27 protein-coding genes are annotated in these 25,384 nt (G+C 28.1%); 21 read left to right on the top strand and 6 right to left on the bottom strand.

The window, feature by feature from the left end:
• The coding region (locus H8S10_RS14490; protein WP_347707662.1) for an IS1 family transposase at positions 1–102 on the bottom strand (102 nt) is incomplete at its 3' end.
• A gap of 123 nt (positions 103–225) precedes the next feature.
• Here H8S10_RS14490 and H8S10_RS14495 point away from each other — a divergent pair.
• Positions 226–1,599, top strand: a complete 1,374-nt coding sequence (locus H8S10_RS14495) for an MATE family efflux transporter (protein ID WP_186839355.1) — start codon at positions 226–228, stop codon at positions 1,597–1,599.
• Positions 1,600–1,946: 347 nt separating this feature from the next.
• Here the strand turns inward: H8S10_RS14495 and H8S10_RS14500 are convergent, their stop codons facing one another.
• A complete protein-coding gene (locus H8S10_RS14500) occupies positions 1,947–2,381 on the bottom strand; it encodes an Hsp20/alpha crystallin family protein (RefSeq protein WP_055268000.1) in 435 nt (144 codons plus the stop codon).
• A 263-nt stretch (positions 2,382–2,644) separates the two neighbouring features.
• Here H8S10_RS14500 and H8S10_RS14505 point away from each other — a divergent pair, with 263 nt between their 5' ends.
• The 5 genes from H8S10_RS14505 to H8S10_RS14525 all read left to right on the top strand — a co-directional run bounded on the left by H8S10_RS14505 (position 2,645) and on the right by H8S10_RS14525 (position 8,362).
• Positions 2,645–3,232, top strand: a complete 588-nt coding sequence (locus H8S10_RS14505) for a GNAT family N-acetyltransferase (RefSeq protein ID WP_055267998.1) — start codon at positions 2,645–2,647, stop codon at positions 3,230–3,232.
• 146 nt (positions 3,233–3,378) lie between these two features.
• The gene (locus tag H8S10_RS14510; RefSeq protein WP_186839356.1) at positions 3,379–4,335 is read left to right on the top strand and encodes an RsmB/NOP family class I SAM-dependent RNA methyltransferase; all 957 of its coding nucleotides are present in this window, start codon (positions 3,379–3,381) and stop codon (positions 4,333–4,335) included.
• A gap of 135 nt (positions 4,336–4,470) precedes the next feature.
• Complete coding sequence (locus H8S10_RS14515) at positions 4,471–5,217, top strand: hypothetical protein (RefSeq protein ID WP_055267994.1); 747 nt, start codon at positions 4,471–4,473, stop codon at positions 5,215–5,217.
• 134 nt (positions 5,218–5,351) lie between these two features.
• Positions 5,352–5,516: a hypothetical protein gene (locus tag H8S10_RS14520; protein ID WP_172675778.1), complete on the top strand. Its 165-nt coding sequence runs from the start codon at positions 5,352–5,354 to the stop codon at positions 5,514–5,516.
• A gap of 224 nt (positions 5,517–5,740) precedes the next feature.
• On the top strand, positions 5,741–8,362 hold the full coding sequence (locus H8S10_RS14525; protein ID WP_186839357.1) for a DEAD/DEAH box helicase family protein: 2,622 nt from the start codon (positions 5,741–5,743) through the stop codon (positions 8,360–8,362).
• Between the two features lie 96 nt (positions 8,363–8,458).
• Here the strand turns inward: H8S10_RS14525 and H8S10_RS14530 are convergent, their stop codons facing one another.
• Positions 8,459–8,794, bottom strand: a complete 336-nt coding sequence (locus H8S10_RS14530) for a DUF1622 domain-containing protein (protein ID WP_055267990.1) — start codon at positions 8,792–8,794, stop codon at positions 8,459–8,461.
• Positions 8,795–8,971: 177 nt separating this feature from the next.
• Here H8S10_RS14530 and H8S10_RS14535 point away from each other — a divergent pair, with 177 nt between their 5' ends.
• Positions 8,972–9,604: an HAD family hydrolase gene (locus tag H8S10_RS14535; protein ID WP_186839358.1), complete on the top strand. Its 633-nt coding sequence runs from the start codon at positions 8,972–8,974 to the stop codon at positions 9,602–9,604.
• 188 nt (positions 9,605–9,792) lie between these two features.
• On the opposite strand, the gene H8S10_RS14540 is transcribed toward H8S10_RS14535, so the two are convergent.
• Positions 9,793–9,996, bottom strand: a complete 204-nt coding sequence (locus H8S10_RS14540) for a hypothetical protein (RefSeq protein WP_186839359.1) — start codon at positions 9,994–9,996, stop codon at positions 9,793–9,795.
• Positions 9,997–10,321: 325 nt separating this feature from the next.
• Between H8S10_RS14540 and H8S10_RS14545 the strand changes: the two genes are divergently transcribed.
• From H8S10_RS14545 to H8S10_RS14555, 3 genes are all read left to right on the top strand, one after another.
• Positions 10,322–10,978, top strand: a complete 657-nt coding sequence (locus H8S10_RS14545) for a hypothetical protein (protein WP_186839360.1) — start codon at positions 10,322–10,324, stop codon at positions 10,976–10,978.
• Positions 10,979–11,075: 97 nt separating this feature from the next.
• Complete coding sequence (locus tag H8S10_RS14550) at positions 11,076–11,741, top strand: sigma-70 family RNA polymerase sigma factor (RefSeq protein WP_055267984.1); 666 nt, start codon at positions 11,076–11,078, stop codon at positions 11,739–11,741.
• A gap of 10 nt (positions 11,742–11,751) precedes the next feature.
• On the top strand, positions 11,752–12,660 hold the full coding sequence (locus H8S10_RS14555; RefSeq protein ID WP_186839361.1) for an anti-sigma factor domain-containing protein: 909 nt from the start codon (positions 11,752–11,754) through the stop codon (positions 12,658–12,660).
• 161 nt (positions 12,661–12,821) lie between these two features.
• Here the strand turns inward: H8S10_RS14555 and H8S10_RS14560 are convergent, their stop codons facing one another.
• Positions 12,822–13,289 (bottom strand): pyridoxamine 5'-phosphate oxidase family protein, encoded by a 468-nt coding sequence (locus H8S10_RS14560; protein WP_055267980.1) that lies wholly within the window; start codon positions 13,287–13,289, stop codon positions 12,822–12,824.
• 313 nt (positions 13,290–13,602) lie between these two features.
• Here H8S10_RS14560 and H8S10_RS14565 point away from each other — a divergent pair, with 313 nt between their 5' ends.
• The 7 genes from H8S10_RS14565 (at position 13,603) to H8S10_RS14595 (ending at position 20,705) form a co-directional block, all read left to right on the top strand.
• Positions 13,603–14,283: a DUF969 domain-containing protein gene (locus tag H8S10_RS14565; RefSeq protein ID WP_186839362.1), complete on the top strand. Its 681-nt coding sequence runs from the start codon at positions 13,603–13,605 to the stop codon at positions 14,281–14,283.
• A gap of 13 nt (positions 14,284–14,296) precedes the next feature.
• Positions 14,297–15,226, top strand: coding sequence for a DUF979 domain-containing protein (locus tag H8S10_RS14570; protein ID WP_186839363.1), 930 nt, complete (start codon positions 14,297–14,299; stop codon positions 15,224–15,226).
• Positions 15,227–15,449: 223 nt separating this feature from the next.
• Positions 15,450–16,091: a pyroglutamyl-peptidase I gene (gene pcp / locus H8S10_RS14575; RefSeq protein WP_186839364.1), complete on the top strand. Its 642-nt coding sequence runs from the start codon at positions 15,450–15,452 to the stop codon at positions 16,089–16,091.
• A 1-nt stretch (position 16,092) separates the two neighbouring features.
• On the top strand, positions 16,093–16,521 hold the full coding sequence (locus tag H8S10_RS14580) for a gamma-glutamylcyclotransferase family protein (RefSeq protein WP_186839365.1): 429 nt from the start codon (positions 16,093–16,095) through the stop codon (positions 16,519–16,521).
• A gap of 219 nt (positions 16,522–16,740) precedes the next feature.
• On the top strand, positions 16,741–17,181 hold the full coding sequence (locus H8S10_RS14585; protein ID WP_055267969.1) for a MarR family transcriptional regulator: 441 nt from the start codon (positions 16,741–16,743) through the stop codon (positions 17,179–17,181).
• Positions 17,174–18,907: an ABC transporter ATP-binding protein gene (locus tag H8S10_RS14590; protein WP_186839366.1), complete on the top strand. Its 1,734-nt coding sequence runs from the start codon at positions 17,174–17,176 to the stop codon at positions 18,905–18,907. The genes H8S10_RS14585 and H8S10_RS14590 overlap by 8 nt, the downstream gene beginning before the upstream one ends.
• Positions 18,897–20,705: an ABC transporter ATP-binding protein gene (locus H8S10_RS14595; protein ID WP_186839367.1), complete on the top strand. Its 1,809-nt coding sequence runs from the start codon at positions 18,897–18,899 to the stop codon at positions 20,703–20,705. Before H8S10_RS14590 ends, H8S10_RS14595 begins: the two co-directional genes overlap by 11 nt.
• Positions 20,706–20,863: 158 nt before the next feature.
• On the opposite strand, the gene H8S10_RS14600 is transcribed toward H8S10_RS14595, so the two are convergent.
• Positions 20,864–21,040: an HTH domain-containing protein gene (locus tag H8S10_RS14600; protein WP_055267963.1), complete on the bottom strand. Its 177-nt coding sequence runs from the start codon at positions 21,038–21,040 to the stop codon at positions 20,864–20,866.
• 289 nt (positions 21,041–21,329) lie between these two features.
• Between H8S10_RS14600 and H8S10_RS14605 the strand changes: the two genes are divergently transcribed.
• From H8S10_RS14605 to H8S10_RS14620, 4 genes are all read left to right on the top strand, one after another.
• A complete protein-coding gene (locus tag H8S10_RS14605; RefSeq protein ID WP_186839368.1) occupies positions 21,330–21,737 on the top strand; it encodes a hypothetical protein in 408 nt (135 codons plus the stop codon).
• 32 nt (positions 21,738–21,769) lie between these two features.
• A complete protein-coding gene (locus H8S10_RS14610) occupies positions 21,770–22,102 on the top strand; it encodes a hypothetical protein (protein ID WP_186839369.1) in 333 nt (110 codons plus the stop codon).
• 569 nt (positions 22,103–22,671) lie between these two features.
• The gene (gene asnA / locus H8S10_RS14615) at positions 22,672–23,685 is read left to right on the top strand and encodes an aspartate--ammonia ligase (protein ID WP_186839370.1); all 1,014 of its coding nucleotides are present in this window, start codon (positions 22,672–22,674) and stop codon (positions 23,683–23,685) included.
• Positions 23,686–23,759: 74 nt separating this feature from the next.
• A complete protein-coding gene (locus H8S10_RS14620) occupies positions 23,760–25,052 on the top strand; it encodes a cobyrinate a,c-diamide synthase (protein ID WP_186839371.1) in 1,293 nt (430 codons plus the stop codon).
• Positions 25,053–25,384 lie beyond the last annotated feature (332 nt).

The following is a 25,384-nucleotide window of genomic DNA, read 5'->3' on the forward strand; positions in this document are numbered from 1 at the left end:
ACACTGCTTACATTGATACTTTTGTTTAGCCTGCTTATTCATACCAAACTTGTATAGTTTATCAGAATTACAGCGTGGGCATTTTATATTAGTTTTGCTCATTGTTCTTCTCTCCTTTTCGAAGGGGGTATTATTTAGTATCGCAAACCTATTGTATTTCCTTGGGCTGAGAAGAGCAATGTTCATATAACTTAACAGATCGAATTTATATTTTCGGAGGTCTTTATGAAACAAAAAACATTATCATTAACTGAAGGGGCAATAGGTTCAACACTTTTAAGGTTTGTAGTACCGTTTTTATTAGCAAGTTTATTACAAGCTTTATATGGTGCAGTTGACTTATTTGTTGTAGGGCAATATGCTGATTCCGCTGCTGTTTCTGCTGTAGCTATAGGGAGTCAACTTATGCAAACTATAACAGGTATCGTACTTGGAATATCTATGGGAGGAACTGTTTTAATAGGTCACTGTATAGGAGAAAAAAATGATAAGGGAGCAGCGAAAGCTGTTGGTACAATAACTATTTTATTTATTATGATAGCTGCTATTTTAACTCCAATTATGATATTTGGAACTAATTTATCAGTATCTTTAATGCATACACCAACTGAAGCTATAAACTATGCTAGACAATATATCTTTATATGTGCTTGTGGGATTCCTTTTATAGTAGGATATAATGCAGTAAGTGGTATATTTAGAGGAGTGGGAGATTCAAAAACACCTATGTATTTTATTGCTATAGCATGTGTAGTAAATATAGTCTCTGACTTTATATTAGTTGGGAAATTTAACATGGGGGCTTCAGGAGCGGCTATAGCAACTATTTTAGCACAAGCTATAAGTTTAATAATATCATTAATATTTATTAAAAAGAGAGGGTTTTCTTTTGAATTTAATAAGGAATATGTAAGAGTTGATAAATATTCATTAAGACGTATTTTAAAAGTAGGGTCACCATTAGCACTTCAAGATGCATTAGTAAATATATCATTTTTATTAATAACTGTAATAGTTAATAGTATGGGATTAATAGCGTCAGCATCGGTAGGGGTTGTTGAAAAGATAATAATATTTGCAATGCTTCCACCAACGGCTTTTGCATCAGCAGTAGCAACAATGACAGCTCAAAATATGGGAGCAAATAAACCTGACCGCGCAATAAAAGGATTAAAGTATGGAATAGGATACTCACTTATATGTGGAATATTAGTATGTATATATTGCCAGTTCTTGCCTCATACAATTACAAGCATATTTACTAAGGATGTAGAAGTTATAGCATCAGCAGCTATGTACTTGAAGTCATATTCTTTTGATTGCATATTAGTAGCATTTATATTTTGTATGAATTCATATTTTAGTGGGTGTGGTAGGTCTATGATTGCTTTTATTCATAGTATGATTGCAACATTTGTAGTTCGTATTCCAATGTCGTATTTAATGAGCAAAGTGCCTAATACGTCATTGTTTAAAATGGGATTAGCTTCACCAGTAGCATCCTTTGTATCAGTAGGTATATGTTTTGGATATTTTATATGGTTAAAAAAATATAATAGCCAGGCTAAATCTACAGAGGAATATATTACTATGCCATAAAAAATGGTTGTTTATAAAAAATACCTTCGGCATGAATATTATTTCTGCCAAAGGTATTTTAAGTTACACTAAGATTATACTTCTTTTACTTTAGTTAATAATTCTTTTAGTAACTTAACTTCTAATATACCACCTTCTTTTTTGATTAAATTGCAGTGATATTTATTTAAAGGTGCTATTTAATAAGGTGTATCTTAGTAAGGTATTTTTTATTTATCTGAGCTATGAAGTAATTTTTTAAGTTTAAACTTTAAATTTTTGAATCTAGGATTAGATCTTAGATTTGATATTTTCATAAATAATCATCTCTTTTCTAAATATTAAAGTATTCAATTTAAAGTGATTTATTATTGAATTTCAATTTTAGTATTATTCACAGTCTTTTCTTGTTTAGGTAATCTAATACTTAAAACTCCATTATCAAACTTAGCTTGAATTTGTGCTTTATCTATATTATTTACGCAGAAGCTTCTTGAAACTTCACCATAATGTCTTTCTTTTCTTATGAAGTTGTCTTTAGTCTCTTCATGTTCTTCTTTTCTAACTGCATGAATAGTTAAACAGTTGTTATTGTATTCTATATTTATATCATTTTTTTCTACTCCTGGTAATTCAGCTTGAATTAAATATTCGTCTGGAGTTTCTCTTATATCAGCTTTAAAGTGATTAGCTTCAGTAAATGGTGATAATATATCATCATTAAAGAAGTCTTGGAACATATCATTGATTGTTAATCCTCTGTTTCCTCTGTTATTAAATTTGAAAGGTACTAAACCATACATACAAAGACCTCCTTTAATAATTTATTTTTTATATCTTATTTCTTTGTACAGTTATATTATACGAATAAGGTCAAAGAAAGTCAAAGTTGAAATGGAAAGCTTTTGTAAGAAAGAATAATCAATTAAAAGTTATATGTATTTATTTAGTATTTTTAATTTTTTTCAATAAATTTTGCTTAAATTTGAGATGGAAAAATAAAAATCATTAATAAATATTTTTTTCATAGAATTATTAATATAGAACTATACAGGGAGAATAAGTTATGGATAAATCGATAAAATATTACGAGGTATTAATGATAAGAAGAAATAGTGAATTTTTTAGAAAGTATAAATTGCCAGTAGGATATACAATTAAACCTTATGAAAAAGGGATGGAAGAAGAATGGAGCAAGCTTCAAACAGAAGTGGGTGAATTCAAAGATGTATCCGATGCTAAAAGATATTTTGAAGATGAATTTATTAAGGAAAATGTTGATTTAAGTAATTATTGTTATTTTGTAGAGAGCCCTAAAGGAAAAGTAGTTGCAACTGCATCATTATGGTTTGGAAAGCATTTTGATGAAGGAATAAAGTATAGATTACATTGGCTTTCAGTTCATCCTGATTATAGAGGAAAGGGATTAGGAAAAGCTCTTATATCATATATTTTGAAAAATGAAAAATTAAAAGGTGAAAAGTATGTATATTTAAAAACACAAACTTGGAGTTATAAGGCTATAGCTTTATATTTAAAGTTTGGATTTAAGCCTTATTCAGGAATTAAACCTGATAATTGGGATTGTTGTCATATGGATTTTGAAAATTATAATAATGAGGCATGGGAACTTATATGGAGCAAAATTAAGTAAATGTAAATGAAAAAATAGCAGACTACTTAATAAGTTTTTATTATAGTAATCTGTTTTTTTATTTAACTTTAGTAAAACATAATTGGAATATAAATATTAGAAACTCAACATATAATATATAAAGTTATAAATTAGGGGGAGGATTTATGGCTATAAATATAGGTATTAAAGGACTTAGAGGGTTATTCCCAGAGTATTATCTAGATATGTTATATGAGATATATACTCCAAAAGAAGTTGACTTAATATTAAAAAGTTATTTAGTAGGAAGAAGGACAACCTTTAGGATAAATAGGTTAAAAAAAGGTAGCGATAAGACTTTGGAGGAACTAAAAAGAAAAAATATTAAAGTAGATAAAAGCACTTGTTTTAAAGACGTATATATATTGAAAGAAAAGCAAGAAAGATTACTACAGAGGTTAGAATCATATAGAAAAGGATATATATATATGCAAAATTTATCTAGTATAATACCAGCAGAAATATTAGATGTAAATGAGAAAGATAAAGTACTTGATATGTGTGCGGCACCAGGTGGAAAAACTTTGAAGTTATCAGAAAAGATGAATAATAAAGGTGAAATAATTGCAAACGAAGTTAACAAAATTAGATATGAAAGATTAAATTTTAATATAGAAAAGCATGGAGCTAATAATGTTACTACATTAAATCTAGATGGTAGAAAGCTAATGAATATTTATAAGGAATATTTTGATAAGATATTATTAGATGTACCTTGTTCAGGAGAGGGGACAATTAATATTAAAAATACTAAGAAGCTTAAATTGCTAAAGAATGGACCATTTATAAAAGTACAGAGAGAACTTATTCAATCAGCTTTTGCAACATTAAAAAGAGGTGGTGTTATGATGTATTCAACTTGTACAATTTCACCACAAGAAAATGAGGAAGTAGTAAATTATTTATTAAAAAAGAATAAAGATGCAGATATTTTGCCTATAAATATAAATATTCCTAATTATAAAAAAGGAGCAATTTTTTATAAAGATAAGGTGTATGATGAGAGAATAAGTAGATCTATCAGAATTATTCCAAATGAATTTATGGAAGGATTTTATCTTTGTTTAATATGTAAAAAATAATAAAATACAATTTTGAGAAGTGATTACGGTAAATTATTGCTTACTGTAATCACTTTTGTTCTTAGTTTATAACTTGCTGGACTAATTTTTCGGTGATACAATTATTTAATAACTTATATTAGTTGGGGGAAGAAAATGAGAGTTTTAAATAAATTTATTAAGATAGTATGTGGAATACTTATATTTATACTTTTATTGACATTAGGATTTTACATTGCTCAAAAGATTAGAGTATTTGGAAAAACATCAACAGATATAATCAATCCACAAACACAGACTTTTGAAGAAATAATAGAACTTTCTGATGAAATTACTATGGAGAAAAAATTATTTTCCTTTAGAAAACATTATTATATTCTTAGTGATGGAGTTTTAATAGGCGAAGTTAAAGGAAAATTCTTTCCTATCTTTGGAGATACTCTTCAGTTAAAGGATATTCATGGCAATCTTATAAAGAAGGAAAGTCAAATAAAAAGGTTAGGATTAACACAAGTAAAACTTTTTAATATATCAATTAATAGATTAGCAAAGGTAGAAGATGCTAACGGAGATACAACTGGATATATAGGTGAGGAAAAGCAAAGAGACTTTTGGAGATTAAAGCGTGTACAATACTTCTATGATGAAAATCATAATAAACAGGGGAGAGCTATTCCAGATGCGATACTGTTCTGTAAAGATTATAAAATTTATGATAATGAGAATAATGTAGACTATGTCATAGATGGAAGATTTTTTAGTCCAACACATAGATATAATATTGAGATAAGAGATAAAAGTGATATTGATGTAGAAGAGGCTATATTTTACACTATAATTGAAAATTCTATAATAAGTAGTAAAATGAAGGAGTCTTCTTCAAGCTCTAATAAAAGTAAGTAAATTGTAGAAACTATTTTTAATGAAGAAGTGTAATAGTTACTATTTTGTCTATAAGATAAAATAGTAACTATTAATATTTTAAGATATATAACATATGAAATATAAAATTAACGAAGGTTAGGATAGTGATAAAAATGAAAAAATGTTTATTTTGCAAAAAAGAATTATCAAAAGATTATTTTGAAAATAAGATTGGATACTTTTGTTCAGAAGATCACTTTGATGAATACTTAAAATCACTTAGTAAAGAAGAATATGTAGAGCTACAAAATTCATTCTGTGTATGTAGCGACGATTAGAAGTAAAATTCTTATTTCTTAAGTTTATTTAGCTTAATTATAAATAGTAATTCTATCTAAAAATAATGGAGTAAAATTCATCTATATCTTCAAAAAAGTTAAACAAAATTCAAATTTGGAACAAATTACATTATTAAATGGATATTTTTGTCTTGGGAGTATTAACTATTCTTGCTATATTAAGAAAGAAAAGATTACTAACATAGGAGAAAATTTCTTAAGATATGAAAGAAGAAGATAAAAATTGCATATTAGATAAACTAAAGAAGATGACCTACAATAAGGAAATATATTTAATCAAGGAAATATTAAATGAAGCTTATATACATATTAAAGGAAAACTATTTGAGGAGTATTTAGCATTTCTTTTTGAAGGTAATGGATTTATAGCAACAGTTAATGGAGGCTCATGGGATGGGGGAGCAGATATACTTTTATCAAGAAAGAATAATCCTAATAAAGTGGTATGGATAGTACAAGCTAAAAATGTAAGTAAGCCATTAACTAATACAGTGATAAGAGAAGAATTAGTTAAGTTTGAAAAAGAATCGAGTAAAAGATATAACTGCAAATATTTTATGATAATATCCTTAAATGGATATGTTGAAAAGATTAATATATTTAATAAAACTAACATGACTTTAGAAAGTTTTGATTATATTGAAGAGCTTATAAATAATTTTTCAGAAGATGATAATGGACAAGTATTATTGCCAGATTTAAGACCTCATAATAGATACACATATAAAGAAATAAAGGCCATATTAGAAAATAAAAATAGAGTGGCTGTACCTAATGCTACGGGAACAGGAAAGAGTTTTATTATACTTCAATTATTATTTGACTATATAAAGAAAGATTCTATTCTTTTAGCGCCAACAAATGAAATTATTGAGAGATTGAAGAGACTAGCCCCTTGGAGTATGACAAGGTGTAAATTTTATACATATAGTAAGTTTTCAGCTATGTACTCTAAAGGGAAGATAGATAATTTAAAGGTAGATTTAATAATTTTAGATGAGCTTCATAGAGCTGGGGCATTAAACTGGGGGAAAGCTGTAAGCTACATTTTAGATAAAAATTCAAGTGCAAAAGTTGTAGGATTATCAGCAACTCCAATAAGATTTTTAGATAATAATAGAGATATGATTAGTGAGCTTTTAGATGGTGTATCTACAACACCATTAAGCCTTTCAGAAGCTATAGTAAGAAGGATTTTACCTAGTCCTATATATGTTTCAGCTATGTATAATCTTGATAAAGAAATAGATAAAAAGATGAAGCTAATGAAAAAATATAATATATCTACAGAGGATAGAAAAAAGTATATAGAAGAGCTTAATATTTATAAAGCTTTATACGAAAAAGAAAGTAAAGCAGAGCATGTTATTAAGAAGCATTTACCTAAAGTAGATAATCTAAAATTCATAGTTTTTTGTGAAAATAATAAACACCTAAATGAAATGAAGGATGAGGTAATAACTTGGTTTAATAATATTTTAGAACCTACTGTAAAAGTTAAAGAGTACATAGTGACATCAGAGAATAATAATACTTTAGAGCTTTTTGATTTTGAAAATAATGATTGTAAAGAAGAAGTAAAACTATTATTTTCCATAAGTAAATTAAATGAAGGAATTCACATTAAAAATATAAGTGGAATTATTATGCTTAGAACAACTAAATCTCCAACTATATATTATCAGCAACTTGGACGATGTCTAACAGCAGATTCAGCTAATAAAACTCCTATTGTGTTTGACTTTGTAGATAATATAGATAATTTAGAGCTTATGAAGTTTAGAACTCAGTTAGAAGAAGCTAAAGCTTTACATAATGAGTATAGAAAAAGTATAGGGGTAGAAAGTGATGAGGTGCGTTTAGCGTTATATGATGAGCATTTTGAACTAATATCGCAACTTAAAAATATAGAGAAAAAGATAACATATAATTGGGAAGAGTATTTTGACGCATTATGTGAGTTTAAAAGCTTATATGGGAACATAAATGTACCTAATTCAGAAGAGTATAGTAGATTATATAGTTTTATAAGTCTTCAAAGAACTCTTTATAATAAGAGAATTTTAAATCCAGAATTCATAGAAAAGCTTGATTCAATAGGGTTTATATGGGATCAGAGATTTTATAATTGGAAAGAAAATTTAATTAAATATGATAACTTTATTAGTAGTTGTTATAGAAAAAGGATTCTTTACTACAAATTAATTAATGATAAATACTATATTCCAGTTTATGAAAGTGATGTGGATACAATAAATAATACAGCTTTGATAAAGTGGATGGATAAACAGATAAAAGAGTATAAATTAGGAGTTTTAGATAAAAGAAAAGAAGATTTATTAATAAATGAATTTAAGGTTATTTCTGAATTTGAAGAAAATGCGTGGATTTTGAGTCTTTATAAAATAATAGAATTTTATAATTATATAAAGGAAAAGTACAATATAGATTGTTATGTTAATAAGATAGCCCCACCAAAAGAAAACTTTATAAATTTACTAGTAGCGTTATATGGTAATGAAAATATAGTAAGAAATACTGTAGATAAATCATTACCAAAAGAAGGACAAGTTATTAATGATAAATATATAAATGATGAAAGCTGGAATAGAGGCTTCGTTGTAAATTTACTTAAATCAGAAGAATTTAATGAGGTTTTAAACACATTTATTGATGATTTTAATATTGTATATTTTCAAGATTTAATAGACTCAAATGAAGAATTCATGAAGAGATGGTATAGCTACAATAATGATAATAGTAATTTAGAAGTTAATAAGCTAATGCTACTTAGTAGAATTAATATGGATTCAAAAGCTAGTTAATAATATTGTAACGAATTAATAAAATTAATAGTTAAAAGAGAAGAGTTAATAATTTAGTATTTAAATTATTAACTCTTAATTGTATTAGTTTGCACTTTATTTAAATTTTTCTTTCTTTTCTTGTGTTTTCATTTCTTTTTCTAACACAAAAGTCATAATAATTCTTATTATAAATACTACAGCAAGGATTACTAGTTCTTCCTTGCTTCTTATTATTACGGTTTTTAAAATTTCAGCTGATAACTTAAAATCTAATGCTGTAACCATAACATCAGCAAATTCATATTTAACCTTATAATCTTTTTTTGAAAATTTACCTCTAAAGTAGTTGATAAAGGCAGTGAAAGTACCGAGAGTTAATATAATAATTCCCATTAATTCAAAAAGATGAATTAAAATCGGTAGATAAATATCAAATAATTCTTCAAGCATAATTACACCTCAAAATAAAGTTATATTTTAATTTGCCCTAATATAAAAAAAGTATGAGGCTAAAAGAGTATAAAAGTAATATAGTTTTATATTAGCCATAATGATATATTTATATAGAGAGGTATTTTAGTTTTCATAATAAGCAAGGGTATAAATTTAAAAGGTGGAGAAATAGGGATGAGAATAGATAGTATTATATTTGATTTAGATGGAACGTTGTGGGATGCAACTTATAGTATTTTAGACGTATGGAATAATGTATTAAAAAATAATTATCAAGAAATTAATAAGGTTATTACAATTGAAGAGATTCAAAGTATAATGGGGTTAACCTCCGAGGAAATAGTTGAAAGATTACTACCAAATGTTGATAAAAAATTAGGATTAGAAATATTTGATGAGTGTGCAGCTGCTGAATGTGATTATTTAAGAGTAAATGGTGGAAATTTATATGATAATGTTGAAGAGGTACTTATTGAACTTAACAAAAAGTATAAGCTGTTTATTGTTAGCAATTGTCAAAATGGTTATGTTGAAGCCTTCTTGGAAGCTCATAACTTAGAAAAGTATTTTATTGACTTTGAGAATTATGAAAGAACTGGCTTACCTAAAGGTGATAATATAAAGTTAGTTATAGAGAGAAATAAGTTACAAAATCCTATATATGTTGGAGATACAGAAGGGGATTATAATGCAACAAAGGAATGTAATATACCTTTTATTTATGCAAAGTATGGTTTTGGGAATGTTGAAGATGCTGAATTAGTAATTGAAAGTTTTGAAGAGCTAAAGAATATACTAGAAAAATAAAATATTATTAATATAGTTTAATGAAGCTGAGCAAATGCTTAGCTTCTTTTATTTTGCAAAAGGTTATTAAAGTATAAAATAAAAAATGAATGATAATAAACGGCTCTATTTTGAAGTAATGTAGACATTTATTATAAAAGTGAACAAGTATAAATTTGTCCACTTTTAACTCATTGTATATCAATTGGTTATTCACTATAAGTTTTATAAATAGCTTCTCTGTCCTTTTCATTTTCATAATACTCTTCAAAGTATCCACAATCGCAACATATGTATTTTGTTGCGATAGCATTTTTAAAGGCATTTAGATATATTGCATTATTATATCTTGATTCTTTACCAACTTTTACTATTTTTCTAGAATTGCATTTTATACATATATTATTTCTCATAAAATCTCTCCATTTTTATTAATATGTTATTCAAATATATATTCTTATTATATATCAATAAGAAACTACAATTCTATAAATATTAAATAAAATTTGGACTTTCGGCTAAAAAGGTACCAAAGATTAAATAGCAACTTGTATTTAATAGTGTCAGAAGGAAGTGAAGTAAAAAAAATAAGAAAAATCACTAAAGGTACCTAAAATTAAAAAGCATATGGTATTTAATAATGTAAAAAGAATTTAAACAAAATTAGAAAAGTGGTACCTAAATAAAAAACAGATTAGGTATTTAATATTAAAAAGAAAGTAAATGGAGGAATTTAAAATGAAAATGAATAAAATTTTAGCTGGGTTAGTAGTAGCAGGTATATGTGGAGCAGGCTTAACAGCAATGGCTTCAAGTAATGACGGTGGAGTTAACAAAACAGTAGAAGTAAAACCAGTAAATGTAGCAGAAACTTCAAAATATACTGGAGGAAATGTTAGTATATCAGAAATAGAAAATTATATAGTAAATAAATATGGTTCAAATTGGGCAACAGATTTATTGGCAAAAAATAGTGAAGGATGGGATGAAATTTTAGAAAATGAGTTAGAAGCATATTTTGGCATAAAGTATGATGACTTGATTGATTATGTTATAGAAAGAAAAGAAAATGAGTTAGGGATTGATGATATAGATGACTATGATTATTATACAGTAGAAGAAATAGGTAAAAGAGATGAGATAGTAAAAGCTATAGAAAGTAAATATGGAACAAATTGGGCTAATGATTTATTTGCTAAGAATGGTGAAGCATGGGATGAGATTTTAGAAAATGAATTAGAAAATCAATATGGACAAAAATATGATGATGTAATAGAGAATATAATTGACTTAAAAGAACATGAAGCAGGATTAGATTTAGATTATGATGATTATGATGACTTTGATGATATAAATGACTTTGATGATATAGATGATCACTATGATAATGATTAATTGAATTTTAGCAGAGTATTATGTTAACAATATCTCTAGGAGGATACTCCTAGAGTTTTGTTGCAAGGAAAAATAGAGAGGTGGTATAGATAATTAAATGGAATTTATAGAAGAGAATATTAATGATATTAAAAATACTAGTATAGATAAATTAATCCAAGACTATATGGCGTTTATAGTAAAAACTGTAAGTTCAATTACTGGGAGATACGTATCCGTAGAAAATGATGATGAATTAAGTATAGCACTCATTGCATTTAAAGAGGCTATAGATAAATATGAAGAGAGCAGAGGCAGTTTTTCATCTTTTGCAAAGCTTGTCATAAGTAGTAGAGTGAAAAATTATCTAATAAAAGAGAATAGAAATAATAAAGTTGAATCAATAGAAGCTCTTAAAGATAAAGGGATTGACATATCTGAAGTAGCAGAGACAGTGGTTGAAGAAAGTGATGAATTATCAAATGAAATAGGTAAACTGAAAAATGAAATAGAAGCCTTTGGCTTTACTTTTGAAGATTTAGTGGATGAGGCGCCTAAACATGAAGATACAAGAAGAAATGCCATAGAATTATCAGAAAAGGTTAGCAAGGAAAAGCCATTAACTAGTTTTATGTATGAAAAAAGAAGACTTCCTATAAAGCAAATTTCAGTAAAGTTTTCTGTTACAGAAAAAGTGATTAAAAGAAGTAAGAAATTTATAATATCCGTAGTAATTATTATTGATAAGAATTTTAGAAACTTAAGATTATGGATAAAGAGATAGGAGGTGCAGTATGTTTAAAGGGATAGTTATGGAAATAAAAGATGACTATGTTATTGTTATGAAAGAAGATGGAACATTAGCTAGAATAAAGAATAAAGATGGATTAAAGATAGGAAACCCTATATTCTTTTTTGAAGAAGACATTTATGTGAAAAAAGAAGCAGCTAAGGTAATTCCATTTAAAAAGTATATAGTACCATTAGGCGCAATTGCAGCTTTATTTATAATTTTAATTAATCCAATAATGAATATTTTCACTAGTAAAATGAATAATGTTTATGCAGTTTTAACTTTTGATATAAATCCTAGTATAGAATTTAATTTAGATGAAAAAGGAATTATAAAGAGTGTAAAAGGTATAAATGATGAGGCTATTGCATTAGGTTTAGATAAAATAAAAGGAATGACTTTTGAAGAAGGAACAATAGCATTAAGAGATTTATTAAGTCAAAGCAATTATTTAAATAACAATAATGCAGTTTTAGTAGGATTTTCTTTTATTGGAAATGAGAATATTGATTATGAAAAAGATATTCAACAGGTTATTAAAAATACATTTAAAGGTACTGATGTAGCATTTTTAAAGGGAGAAAAATCAGATTTAGAAAAGGCTCAGAGCCAAGGAATTAGCTTAGGTAAATATGAGGCCTTAGTAAAACTTGATGAGGATAATTTTGAAGATGCAATAGAAAAATTAACAACTCAAGAGATGTTAGAATTATTGCGAAATGTTGATGGAAGCATATTTTTAGATGAAGATCAGCTTGAAGAACTACAAGATGAGTTAGAAGATAGGCTTGAAGATGAAGATGAAGATGAAGATGAAGATGAAGATGAAGATGAAGATGAAGATGAAGACGAAGACGATGAATATGATGAGAATGATGATATTGATGATGACGAAAAGAATGAGGATTAATGGTTGATCTAAATTCTTTAACTTGATATGATTAAAGCATTAAAAGGTTAGAGTGATTTTAAAAATTACCCTAACCTTTTTTATTGAAAAAATATATTTATATAAGGTTTGTCAAATTTCCATTTGACTAAGTCAAACTTTTCACCAAATTGCTATGAAATTTACTTAATTGATGATTTTCCTGTTAAATAGTCAATTTCTATTTTGATAACGGTAGTTGAGGCTTTAGCTTTTTCTACGTAAGCTTTTCCTTTTTCTAAATATTCTGGAGAGTATTTTTTTATAAATTCTATAAGAGCAGCTTCTTTAACGGTGCCTATAACCCAAGAAGCAGTACCGAAGGCAACTACACTTTTATATTTAGTGGTGAATTTCTCAGGGATTATACATGTATCAGTAACTACACAAAAAGATACTTTAGAATTATTAGCGATATTATCAAGTTTATGGCCATAAGGAGAAGAATGAAAATATATAGCATTATCATAGTATACATAATTTAATGGAGTAGCATATGGCATACCATATTCATCCACTGTAGCTAGAGTTCCATATTCGGCTGAATTTAAAATAGTAGTTATATCATTATCAAAAATTTCTCTAGATTTTTTACGAATTTCTCTAAACATAATTTGACCTCCCAAAACTCATAAGAGATATTAATATAATTATATTTATTTTAAAATAATTAAATTACTTAAATAGAAGTATAGTATTATCTTACAATTATAAGATTTATATAGTAATAAAATTGTTAGAAAATTCAATAATAAGAATAAATAAATTGCAAAGTCAATTCATAAGCGGTTGTTAAAGTATTAAAAAAAGTATGATTTTATTATAAATATAATACAAAAATGAATGTTATCCACAAAATTCTTGTAGACAAATGGCGAAAAATGATATATCTTTTAATTAGATATTATTAAGGGGGGAGACCAAATGGTACTTATAGGAATTTTAATAGTAATAATCGGATTTGCGTTGAAGTTTGATAGTATTGCAGTAATAATAATTTCAGCTATCGCAACAGGATTAGCAGCACATATGGACATAAATGAGATTTTAACAATCTTAGGAAAGACTTTTGTTAATCAAAGGTTAATGACTATATTTATTCTTACTCTACCTGTAATTGGTATATCAGAAAGATATGGTTTAAAAGAAAAAGCAGTTCAATTAATTAAGCAAGTTAAGAATCTTTCAACAGGAAAATTATTAACACTTTACTGCTTATTAAGACAAATTGGAGGAGCAATGAGCTTAAGAATAAGTGGACATCCTCAATTTGTTAGACCTTTAATAAACCCAATGGCTCAAGGTGCAGCTATAGGTAAATATGGTGAAATCGATAAGAAGACTGAAGAGAAAATTAAAGCTGCAGCAGCTTCAATGGATAACTACGGTAACTTCTATGGACAAAACCTTTTCTTAGCAAGTTCAGGAGTTTTACTTGTTGCAAATACTTTAACTGAATTAGGATACCCTACAAACGGTATTGATGTAGCAAAAGCTTCAATAGTAATAGCAGTAGTTGCATTTGTATTTGTTCTTGTACAAAATATGATGTTAGACAAGAAATTAGACAAGCAATACGGAATTAACAGTAAGACTAAGAAATAGGAGGAGACGTAATATGGATTTCGCAGCATTTTCAAATATGTTATTAGAGTTATTTTACATAATAATTGGTATTATGATGCTTAATACAGCAGTAGTAACTTTAAAAGATAAGAATCATAAAACAAAATACGGAACAGCATTATTCTGGTCATTACTAGGAATAATATTTATATTCGGACATAAATTACCTTACAATGTTGTTGGAGGAATGCTTGTTGTTATAGGTATCCTTACTTTAGCTAAACAAGTTAATCCTGGAATTATAAAAGCATTAGATGCAAAGTTCGGAGAAGAACAAGCTAATAAATTAGGATTAAAGGTATTTATACCTTCACTAGTAATAGCTGTATCAGCTTTACTTATAGCACAATTTACACCAATATCAGGAACAGCTTCAATAGGTGTTGCAGCAGTTCTTGCAATAATTGTAACATTCTTCATAACTAAAGCTTCACCAAAAGTATTAGTTGAAGAATCAGATAGAATGATTCAATCAGTTGGATCAACAAGTATATTACCACAATTATTAGCAGCTCTTGGAGCTTTATTCACAGCAGCTGGAGTAGGTGATGTAATATCATCAGGTATATCAAGTGTACTTCCACAAGGAAACTTATTAATAGGTGTAGCAGCTTATTGTATAGGTATGGCAGTATTCACTATGATAATGGGAAATGCATTTGCTGCATTCTCAGTTATAACACTTGGAATAGGTATACCATTCGTATTTTCACAAGGTGCTAACGTTGCAGTTGCAGGTGCTTTAGCATTAACAGCAGGTTACTGTGGAACATTATTAACTCCAATGGGAGCTAACTTTAACATAATGCCAGCAGCACTTTTAGAAATCGAAGATAAGAATGCTATAATAAAGAATCAAGCACCAGTTGCTTTAGCTTTATTATTCGCTCATATTATATTAATGTACTTCCTAGCATTCTAATAATAATATTTAAGAGTTATAATTTTAAATTATGTTAAAACTGCTTTAGCAGTTTATATAAAACTAAGGATAAGGTCAGCCTAAGCTGGCTTTATTCTTAAAATTTTATACTAATAAATTAAATCTAGAAATGTAGAATTTAAAATTGATAGTAAAAAGAAACTATATTTAAGTAGTTTTAGTGGCAATTTTAATTTTTCATTAGAAAAAAGGAGATATAAATATGAAGGTTTTAATAACAGGTTTTGATCCATTTGGTGGAGAAAGTGTAAACCCAGCTTTAGAAGCTGTTAAATTACTACCTGAAACAATATCAGGAGCGGAAGTAATTAAACTTGAAATACCAACAGTATTCAGAAAGTCTTTAGCTAAGATTGAAGAAGCTATGGAGCTTCACAACCCAGATATAGTAATTTCAATAGGACAAGCAGGTGGAAGATTCCAAGTTACTCCTGAAAGAGTTGCTATAAACATAGATGATGCTAGAATAAAAGATAACGAAGGAAATCAACCGTTAGATATAACTATATTTGAAGATGGTGAAGCAGCTTACTTCTCAAACCTTCCAATAAAGGCAATGGTTCAAGAGATGAAGGAAAATGGAATACCAGCAGCTGTTTCTAACACAGCAGGTACTTTCGTATGTAACCACGTAATGTATGGAATTTTATATATGATAGATAAGAAGTTCCCAAATGCGAGAGGTGGATTTATACACGTGCCATACATACCAGCACAAACTTTAGATAAACCAGATAAGCCAGCTATGAACATAAATGATATTGCAAAAGGATTAGAATTATGTATAAAAGCAGCAGTGGAAAATTCAGAAGATATTAAAGCTGTAGGCGGAGCTGTTTGCTAAAATGTTAGAACCTAGAGAACAAAAGAAGATATTTGTTTATGGTAGCTTAAGAACTGGTTTCTATAATTACGATAAATATTTAAAGGGCAAAATTGAGGATGCTGTTTTAGGAAAAGTTAAAGGGAAGCTTTATCATATGCCTCATAAAGGATATCCAGCGTTATTAGAGGGTAATGACGTTGTACTTGGTGAAGTTATGACTATAAAGAACTTTGAAGAAGTAATGATTCCTATGGATAAGATGGAAAATTATTATGGAGTTAATGACAGCAGAAATGAGTATAATAGAGTAGTAATGGATGTTGAGCTAGAAAATGGTGAAAAGGAAAGCTGTTACGTATACTATTATGCTATGAATGATAAAGAAGTCTTTGAAAAAAATAGCGTATATGTTGACCATGGTGATTGGGCAAGCTTTATGACAAAATAAGTATATAAATTAAGGAGATGTTTAGGCATCTCCTTTTTTTTATACTTATTAAAAAAATTAATAATTTATTAGTAGTAGGAAAAAATAAGAAGAATAATTTACAAATAAAAGTAGTTGACAATTGTTATCAATAGCAATAAAATTTTAGTTAGATATCTAATAGTTAGTTATCTAACTATTTTAAAGCATATAATAATAATTAAGAAGAGAGGTGTAATTATGGAAAGAGGGGAAGTGCACAAGTCTTTAATGAAGACTTTAAGATGTCATCATAAAATATTTAGAAGTGAATTTGCAAAATTTAATATAAGCAAAGGTCAACCTAAAATATTAAGTTATCTATCAGAAAATGATGGGTGTAGTCAGAAAGATATTGCTAAAAACTGTGATATAGAAGCGGCTACAGCTACTAATGTACTATCTACTATGGAGAAGGTTGGATTTATAGAAAGAATACCTAATAAGAATGATAGAAGAATTCTTAATGTATATCTTACGGACAAAGGTAAGGAAGCCCAAGAAAAAGCTAAAAGAACTCTATGCGATTTAGAGGAAATTTGTTTTAGAGGATTTAGTGAAGAAGAAATGACTATGGCAAAAGATATTTTTGATAGAATATATGATAATTTAAAGAAAGGAGAAAAGTCTTTAGATGATTAGATTATTAAAATATCTTAAGGGTAGTGCAGTATTATGTGCCATACTTGCACCTATAATGATGTTTATAGAAGTTGTTATGGATTTAAATCAGCCTAAGCTTATGTCAAATATAATAGATATAGGTATAGCGAATGGTGATGCCCATTATGTGCTTACTGTAGGTATAAAAATGATAATTATTGCAGTAATAGGTGCTTTTGGAGGAATGGCATGTGGGTATCTGGCTAGTATTGCAAGTATGACCTTAGGAAAGAACGTAAGAAAGGATTTATTTACAAAGATACAGAGCTTATCTTTTAGAGAAATAGATGAATTTAAAACATCATCGTTAATAACAAGGCTTACAAATGATGTAACTCAAGTACAGCAGATGATACTTACAGGATTAAAGATAATGGTAAGAGCACCGTTACTTTGTATCGGTGGCATGATTATGGCTTTTTCATTAAGTCCTAAATTATCATTAGTATTTTTAATAGCTATCCCTTTAGTTTTAATTTCAATTATATATATTACAAGCAGATCAATTCCTGCATTTACAAATATGCAGAACAAAATAGATAGAGTAAACCTAGTAATGAGAGAAAATCTTTTAGGTATAAGAGTCATAAAGGCTTTCGTAATGGAAAAGAATGCTAAAGAAAGATTTGATATTTCTAATGATGAACTTATGGATGCAAGTATAAAAGCACAGAGTATAACAGTAATTCTTTGGCCTCTTGTTACTCTTGCAATGAATTTAAGTGTTATTGCAGTGCTTTGGTTTGGTGGAAATATGGTAAATAAAGGCTCATTAGAAATAGGAAAAATAATGGCTTTTATAAATTATTTAATTCAGATAATGAGTTCATTAAATATGATGCTGATGATTATAATAAGTATTTCAAGAGCAAAAGTATCTGCCGCAAGAATTAATGAAGTTTTAGATACAGAAACATCTATAGTTGAAGCTAAAAATCCAAAAGCTATAAAAAAATACGATATAGAATTTAGAGATGTATGTTTTAAATATAATAAAGAAAGCGAAAACGTGTTAAACAATATATCATTTAAAATAGCTGAAGGAGAAAAGGTAGGAATTATAGGTGCAACTGGAAGTGGTAAAAGTTCATTAATAGCGCTTATTCCAAGACTTTATGATGCTACTTCGGGAAAGGTATTAATAGGTGGAACTGATGTAAGAGATGTAAGTGAGAAAGAATTAAGATCACTTATTGGAATAGTCCTTCAGGAATCAATACTGTTTTCAGGAACAATAGAGGATAACTTAAAGTTTGGTAATAATCAAGCTACAAAAGATATGATGGATAATGCAGCTATGGATGCAGAAGCTTATGAATTCATATGTTCAAATGAAGAAGGATATGAAAGAAATGTGGAGCAAAGAGGTAAAAATCTTTCAGGAGGGCAGAAACAACGTCTTTCTATAGCTAGAACTTTACTTAGAAATCCTAAAATTTTAATACTAGATGATTCTACAAGTGCATTAGATATGGCTACAGAAGCTAAGCTTCAAAAATCATTAAAGAGAAGGCTCGAAGGTTCAACTACAATTATAATTGCTCAGAGAATTTCAGCTGTAATGGACTGCGACAAGATAATAGTATTAGATGATGGAGAAGTAAGTGCTATAGGAAAGCATGGTGATTTATTGAAAGATTGTGAGATATATAGAAGTATAGCTATTTCACAATTAGGAGAGGAGGAAGCTTTAAATGGCATCTAAGGTATCAGCAATACCGTCAAGACCTGGCGGAGGACCTCACAGGCTATTTAAAGAAAAGCCTGAAAAACTTAAAGATTTAAAAGGCACAATAAAAAGGCTTTTAAATTACCTAGGAAATAATAAAAAGTCTATTATCCTTGTGTTTGGATTATGTTTTATAACTACATTAATAAGTATTTTAGGGACAAGACTTAATGGACTTACTATAGATAATTATATTGAAACTGGAGATATGAGAGGTTTAGGGATAATATGTATAGTTCTTTTACTTATGTATGCAGTATCGATTTTCTCAACATATTTTCAAAATATAATAATGGTGAATATTGCCCAAAAGGTATCACGTGATATAAGAAAAGATTTATTTTTTAAGCTTCAGAAGTTACCTATAAAATATTTCGATACCCATTCAAGTGGAGATTTGATGAGTAGGCTTACAAATGATGTAGATAACATAAACTCTACTCTTTCTCAAAATATAACACAGTTATTTTCAGGAATAATAAACATTTTAGGAATGTTCATTGCGATGCTTTTATTAAGCCCACTTTTAACTCTTATAGCTATGCTTGCTATACCTTTAATGTTTTTAGTAAGCAAGATACTTGTAAAAATTACACAGAAATACTTTGTTAGACAGCAGAGAGAGTTAGGCAAGCTTAATGGATATATAGAAGAGATGGTTTCAGGACAGAAGGCTGTACTTCTATTTTCAGAACAAGATAATGTAATGAAAAACTTTGAAGAGATAAATGAAAAACTTGCAAAAAGCTCTATATTAGCTCAAGGCTTATCTGGATTTATGGGACCTTTAAATAACTTTGTAAATAATATTTCATATTTAATAATTGCAGTATGTGGTGGATTTTTTATATTAAAAGGTATGAACATAACTGTAGGTATAGTATTTACATTTATGCTTTATATGAGAAATTTCACTAGGCCAATAAATGAAATTATGAATCTATTTAATACAATACAGTTAGCCCTTGCTGGCGCTGAAAGAGTATTTGAAGTAATGGATGAAGAACCAGAAAAAGATAAGGCAGAAGCAGAGGATTTAGAAAGATTTGAAGGTAAAGTGGAGTTAAAAGATGTTAACTTCTCATATGTTAAAGATAAGAAAGTTTTAAAACATGCTGATATAAAAGCAAAACCAGGAGAAACTATTGCAATAGTAGGACCTACTGGAGCAGGAAAGACTACTATCATAAATCTTTTAACCAAGTTTTATGATATTGATAGTGGTGAGATATTAATAGATAATAAAAAGATTAATGATATTACTAGAAAAAGTCTTAGAAAGTCTATAGCAATGGTGCTTCAAGACACGTATCTTTTCTCAGAAACAGTAAGGGAGAATATAAGATATGGAAATCTTTCAGCTTCTGATAAAGAAGTAGAAAAAGCTGCTAAACTTGCAAATGCACATCATTTTATAATGCAGCTACCTCATGGTTATGATACGATACTTTCAGATAATGGAGGAAACCTTTCTCAAGGGCAGAGACAACTTTTAGCTATAGCAAGAGCTATACTTTCAGATTCATCAATATTAATATTAGATGAGGCTACATCTTCAGTAGATACAAGAACAGAAATAAAAATTCAAAAAGCATTATTAAACCTTATGAAAGGTAAAACAACATTTGTGATTGCTCATAGATTAAGTACTATTAGAAATGCAGATAAAATACTTGTAGTAAATAATGGACAGATAATTGAGAGAGGAAATCATGATGAACTTATAGAGAAAAATGGGTTTTATGCTAACCTATATTATAGTCAATTTAAGTAAATAAGAAAGCCTATGTTAGATGAGTATCTGACATAGGCTATTATAATATATAATATCAAGCGTATTTAATAAAAATAAATTTCTTTTGAATTACGTGATGGCAATAAATCAACTTTAATATAATGAAGTGATTATTTTCATCAATTAAGGACAATTTATTATGCGTTTGTATAGAAGCAACGCTTTGGTGAAGTTATACTTCCATCTGTTTTTAATTCTTTTATTGCTTTATCAACTTCTTTTTTATCTATTGATAATGCAGCAGCAATTTCTCCAGCCTTCATTGCTTCTGAATTTTCTTTTAATAAATTTAAAACTTGTTCTTTAGCACTCATTTTATATCTCCTTTAAATAAAATTTTAATATATACCAAATAGATATATATGGTCATAATACTAATTCACTATTGGAATTAGATGTAAATAATGAATTTTCTATTTGTATATTTTATCCATAATATAACATAATATAACGTATAAATCAATAATTATTTTTATATAATAATTAATATTAGATTATTAAGTAAGCGATTTCATATTTTGAAAAAATTAGTACTCATATAATGATAAAATAATAGGGAACAAAGTAAATAATTGTAGTTATAATTTAAGGGGATGAGATTTAGTGAGGGTGATAAGAGCAATAATAGGCGGATTTATAACAGCACTAGTAATAAATGGCATATGGGTAATATTTACAGAAAATTTAGGGACTTTAGGAGGTATATTAGCAGCTGTATTTTTAGTAGGAACTATGTGGTTTTTAAATCATTATATTGGACTGATACCGAATGAAAAGAATAGTGCATTTATAGATATGGGGATTTCAATAGGGATAGCATGTATAGTTAGAGATATGATTAGAATAGGTAATGTTGATGAGATTTTAACTTCTATACCAACATTGATTTTAGTAATTGTGGGAGGGAGTATTGGAGGAACTTTATCTGTATTTGTAAAAAAAGATATGAAAAAAGATAAAGAAAGTTCTGAAACAATCAAAGATATAGATAGTATTGAGAGCTTAGTTTAGAATTTGATAAATAGTAAAAGTTGGAGTGAAATATGACAATTGAAGAAGCAATTAAAACACTATTAGGAGCTATAATGTTTCCTTTTATAGTAAGGTTAGTATGGGATGAACTAGTTAAAATTTTTGGACCATTAGGTGGATGGATATCAGCAGGACTTATTGTAGGAACTATGTGGATATTAAATCATCACTTGGGGTTAATTAATCAATCAGGTGAGGTTTGGATAGATATGGCTTTAGCAGTTGCTAGTGGAGTATTTATTGCAACTGCTTTAGAAAGTAGAAATATAAAGAAATCTTTACCGGTTTTATTAGGGTGTTGTATTGGGGGAGTTTTAGCTGGTATAGTGTTAACAAATTTATAAAATATAAAAAAATATAATAAAATATTGACACATTATCAAAAAAATAATAATATAGTATACAAATTAGATAATTGAGATGCAGTGATAAGAAGAGTAGCTATTGAAAGAAGTTTATAAGCGAGTGGGTGACGGTGAAAGTCCCATAATGGAAGCTATAGTGAAAAACATCTTTGAGCACCTAACCGAACTTGTGAGAGTAAGTACCTTTTCATTATGTCAAAGGTATAAGTTCAACTAACTAAATTAAAATTCACTCTGTGAAAGTTTGTTTAACTAAATCACAGATTTAGAATTTCACTTTTAAAGTCTCACTTAAGTAGGCCTAGGCGGAATAATACCGTTAAAAATTCAGCAGTATAATTATGTACTGTTAATGAGTGAGCTTATTTTTAGCTAATCTGGGTGGTAACGCGGAATATACCTTTCGTCCCTTTTATAGGGATGGAAGGTTTTTTTAGTTTTAATCTATGATTTGATAGCTTGAAGTTACATAGAGTGCATATCTACGAATATAAATGAGTAGTGTGTTTCATTAACAAATTTTTATTTTAATATAGGAGGTCATTTATATGAAAAAAACAACAATTATACCAAAAGGATATAAACCTACACTAAATCTAATAGAAACAGAAGTAGCTATAAAAAAGATAAAGGATTTTTTTGAAACTAATTTAGCAGAAAGTTTAAACCTTACGAGAGTATCTGCACCAATTTTCGTAAAAGGAGGACAGGGAATAAATGACAACCTTAATGGTGTAGAAAGAGTAGTAAGCTTTGATGCAATGGAAATAAAAGATTCACAAATGGAAATAGTACAGTCATTAGCTAAGTGGAAGAGAATGGCTTTAAAAAGATATAAATTTGAAGTTGGACAAGGTCTGTATACAGATATGAATGCTATTAGAAGAGATGAGGAATTAGATAATTTACATTCTCTTTATGTTGACCAATGGGATTGGGAGAAAATTATTAGAAAAGAAGATAGAACAGAAGAAACTTTAAAAGAAGTTGTAAATAAGATATATGAAGTTTTTAAAGTTACAGAAAGCTATATGCACTTAACTTACAGGCAGTTAACACCAATATTACCTAAAGATATTAAGTTTATAACATCTCAAGAGTTAGAAGATATGTATCCAAAGTTAACAGCTAAAGAAAGAGAAGATGCTATTACAAAGAATTTTGGAGCAGTATTTATAATGAAAATAGGTGGAAAATTAAAGTCAGGTGAAAAACATGATGGACGCTCTCCAGATTATGATGACTGGCAATTAAATGGAGATATATTATTCTGGTCACCAGTATTAGAGAGAGCTATAGAAGTATCATCAATGGGTATAAGAGTAGATGAAGAAGCATTAGCAAAGCAATTAGATGAATCAGGATGTAATGAAAGAAGAGAATTAGATTTCCATAAGGCTTTATTAAATGGGGAGTTACCATACACTATGGGGGGAGGAATTGGACAATCAAGAATATGTATGTTCTTCTTAAAGAAAGCTCATGTTGGAGAGGTACAATCTGCGGTATGGACTGATGATATTATTAGGGAATGTGAAGACGGTGGCATAGTACTATTATAGTTTACTTCACTAAATTTTATGGTGTGGTATAATTGGGGATATAATTTTATTATTAGGAAATGAGGAAATGCTAGATGAAAAATATAATTATATCTTCTAATTGTAGTGGTGGTGGAAAGACTACTTTTACTTTAGGATTAATGAAATTATTAAAAAATAAAGGATATGATGTACAGGGATATAAAGTAGGTCCTGATTATATAGATAGTGGTTTTCATAGTGAAATAACAGGAAAAGAATCAAGAAACTTAGATTTACATCTTATGGGAGAAGATGGAGTAAAAGCTAGTTTTTCAAGAGGTAATGGTGATTTTGGAGTAATAGAAGGGGTAATGGGCTTATATGATGGAATTGGTATTACTGAAAAAGGATCAACTTATAATATCTCAAATATTCTAGGTGATATTCCGATAGTTCTAGTTTTAACACCAAAAGCTCAGGTGGCAACTTTAGCTGCAGAGATTAATGGAATAAAGAACTTTAAAAATGCTAATATTATTGGAGTTGTTTTTAATGCTGTTAGCCCAAAATTTTATGAACTTCTGAAATCTACAGTGGAGCTTAATTGTGATGTTAAGGTACTAGGATATATACCTAAATATGAAAGTATAAAACTTGAAAGTAGACATTTAGGACTAGTTCAAAGTATTGAAGTTAACAATATGATAGAAAAAATAGAAAGATGTGCTCAATTAATTGAAGAAAATGTAGATTTGACTTATATAATCAAAAATTCTAAGGAAGTCAAATTAGAAACGAAAGATGAATTTCATTTAGAAAATAGAAACTTAAATATAGCTGTTGCATATGATGAGGCTTTTAGATTTTACTATAAAGAAAACTTAGAGCTTTTAGAAGAACTAGGAAATGTTACTTATTTTAGTCCAATAAGAGATGAAAAACTACCAGAAAATATCGATTTTCTATATCTTGGTGGTGGGTATCCAGAAGTGTTTAAAGAGCAATTAAGTAAAAATATATCTATGAGAAATAGTATCAAGAAAGCATTAGAAGAGGGCTTAAAATGCTATGCTGAATGTGGTGGATTGATGTACTTAACAGAAAAAATAGAAGATTGCGAAATGGTAGGTTTCTTAAAAGGATATACTTATATGACTAAATCACTACAACGCTTTGGTTATGCCAATGTAGCAATTAAAGGTGAAAACATAAGTATAAATTGTCATGAATTCCACAAGTCAGATGTAGAGCTAAATGAAGAGAGTATATATAATGTTACCAAAAAAAGTTGGAGTGGAGATGCTTTAAGCTGGAACTGTGGATATAAAAAGGAAAACACTATAGCAGGATATCCTCATATTCATTTCTTTGGTAATATGGAATTTTTAAGATTTATAACTAAATAAAATTATAGAAAGGAATTCAAATATGAATTCCTTTTTTTATAGTAACACTATTTTTAAGTTACTTTCTAAATCAATTAATATTTAAAATTAGTTAATTTATTAAAGGATAATTAAGATTCATCTTTTTGATTTAGATAAGGGGCTGTCTCTGAAATGATTTTTAAAATCATTTCAGTAGACGGTCTTTTTATTTTTTATTCATATATTTATATGAAATTATTTCTAAATGAACAAGTTTTTTGACACGACAAATAGGAGGTTATAAACCTCCTATTCTCTGTAAAAATATACCTTTACGCTATTTTCTTTTCATGCAATAATATAACATTTCT

Origin of the sequence: Clostridium sp. NSJ-49 (assembly GCF_014287725.1) — a bacterium.
GTDB lineage: Bacteria > Bacillota > Clostridia > Clostridiales > Clostridiaceae > Clostridium > Clostridium disporicum_B.

Coding starts and splice junctions, on each gene's coding strand:
- H8S10_RS14495 (WP_186839355.1), top strand. CDS start 226: ATGAAACAAAAAACATTATCATTAACTGAAGGGGCAATAGGTTCAACA.
- H8S10_RS14500 (WP_055268000.1), bottom strand. CDS start 2,381: ATGTATGGTTTAGTACCTTTCAAATTTAATAACAGAGGAAACAGAGGA.
- H8S10_RS14505 (WP_055267998.1), top strand. CDS start 2,645: ATGGATAAATCGATAAAATATTACGAGGTATTAATGATAAGAAGAAAT.
- H8S10_RS14510 (WP_186839356.1), top strand. CDS start 3,379: ATGGCTATAAATATAGGTATTAAAGGACTTAGAGGGTTATTCCCAGAG.
- H8S10_RS14515 (WP_055267994.1), top strand. CDS start 4,471: ATGAGAGTTTTAAATAAATTTATTAAGATAGTATGTGGAATACTTATA.
- H8S10_RS14520 (WP_172675778.1), top strand. CDS start 5,352: ATGAAAAAATGTTTATTTTGCAAAAAAGAATTATCAAAAGATTATTTT.
- H8S10_RS14525 (WP_186839357.1), top strand. CDS start 5,741: ATGAAAGAAGAAGATAAAAATTGCATATTAGATAAACTAAAGAAGATG.
- H8S10_RS14530 (WP_055267990.1), bottom strand. CDS start 8,794: ATGCTTGAAGAATTATTTGATATTTATCTACCGATTTTAATTCATCTT.
- H8S10_RS14535 (WP_186839358.1), top strand. CDS start 8,972: ATGAGAATAGATAGTATTATATTTGATTTAGATGGAACGTTGTGGGAT.
- H8S10_RS14540 (WP_186839359.1), bottom strand. CDS start 9,996: ATGAGAAATAATATATGTATAAAATGCAATTCTAGAAAAATAGTAAAA.
- H8S10_RS14545 (WP_186839360.1), top strand. CDS start 10,322: ATGAAAATGAATAAAATTTTAGCTGGGTTAGTAGTAGCAGGTATATGT.
- H8S10_RS14550 (WP_055267984.1), top strand. CDS start 11,076: ATGGAATTTATAGAAGAGAATATTAATGATATTAAAAATACTAGTATA.
- H8S10_RS14555 (WP_186839361.1), top strand. CDS start 11,752: ATGTTTAAAGGGATAGTTATGGAAATAAAAGATGACTATGTTATTGTT.
- H8S10_RS14560 (WP_055267980.1), bottom strand. CDS start 13,289: ATGTTTAGAGAAATTCGTAAAAAATCTAGAGAAATTTTTGATAATGAT.
- H8S10_RS14565 (WP_186839362.1), top strand. CDS start 13,603: ATGGTACTTATAGGAATTTTAATAGTAATAATCGGATTTGCGTTGAAG.
- H8S10_RS14570 (WP_186839363.1), top strand. CDS start 14,297: ATGGATTTCGCAGCATTTTCAAATATGTTATTAGAGTTATTTTACATA.
- pcp (WP_186839364.1), top strand. CDS start 15,450: ATGAAGGTTTTAATAACAGGTTTTGATCCATTTGGTGGAGAAAGTGTA.
- H8S10_RS14580 (WP_186839365.1), top strand. CDS start 16,093: ATGTTAGAACCTAGAGAACAAAAGAAGATATTTGTTTATGGTAGCTTA.
- H8S10_RS14585 (WP_055267969.1), top strand. CDS start 16,741: ATGGAAAGAGGGGAAGTGCACAAGTCTTTAATGAAGACTTTAAGATGT.
- H8S10_RS14590 (WP_186839366.1), top strand. CDS start 17,174: ATGATTAGATTATTAAAATATCTTAAGGGTAGTGCAGTATTATGTGCC.
- H8S10_RS14595 (WP_186839367.1), top strand. CDS start 18,897: ATGGCATCTAAGGTATCAGCAATACCGTCAAGACCTGGCGGAGGACCT.
- H8S10_RS14600 (WP_055267963.1), bottom strand. CDS start 21,040: ATGAGTGCTAAAGAACAAGTTTTAAATTTATTAAAAGAAAATTCAGAA.
- H8S10_RS14610 (WP_186839369.1), top strand. CDS start 21,770: ATGACAATTGAAGAAGCAATTAAAACACTATTAGGAGCTATAATGTTT.
- asnA (WP_186839370.1), top strand. CDS start 22,672: ATGAAAAAAACAACAATTATACCAAAAGGATATAAACCTACACTAAAT.
- H8S10_RS14620 (WP_186839371.1), top strand. CDS start 23,760: ATGAAAAATATAATTATATCTTCTAATTGTAGTGGTGGTGGAAAGACT.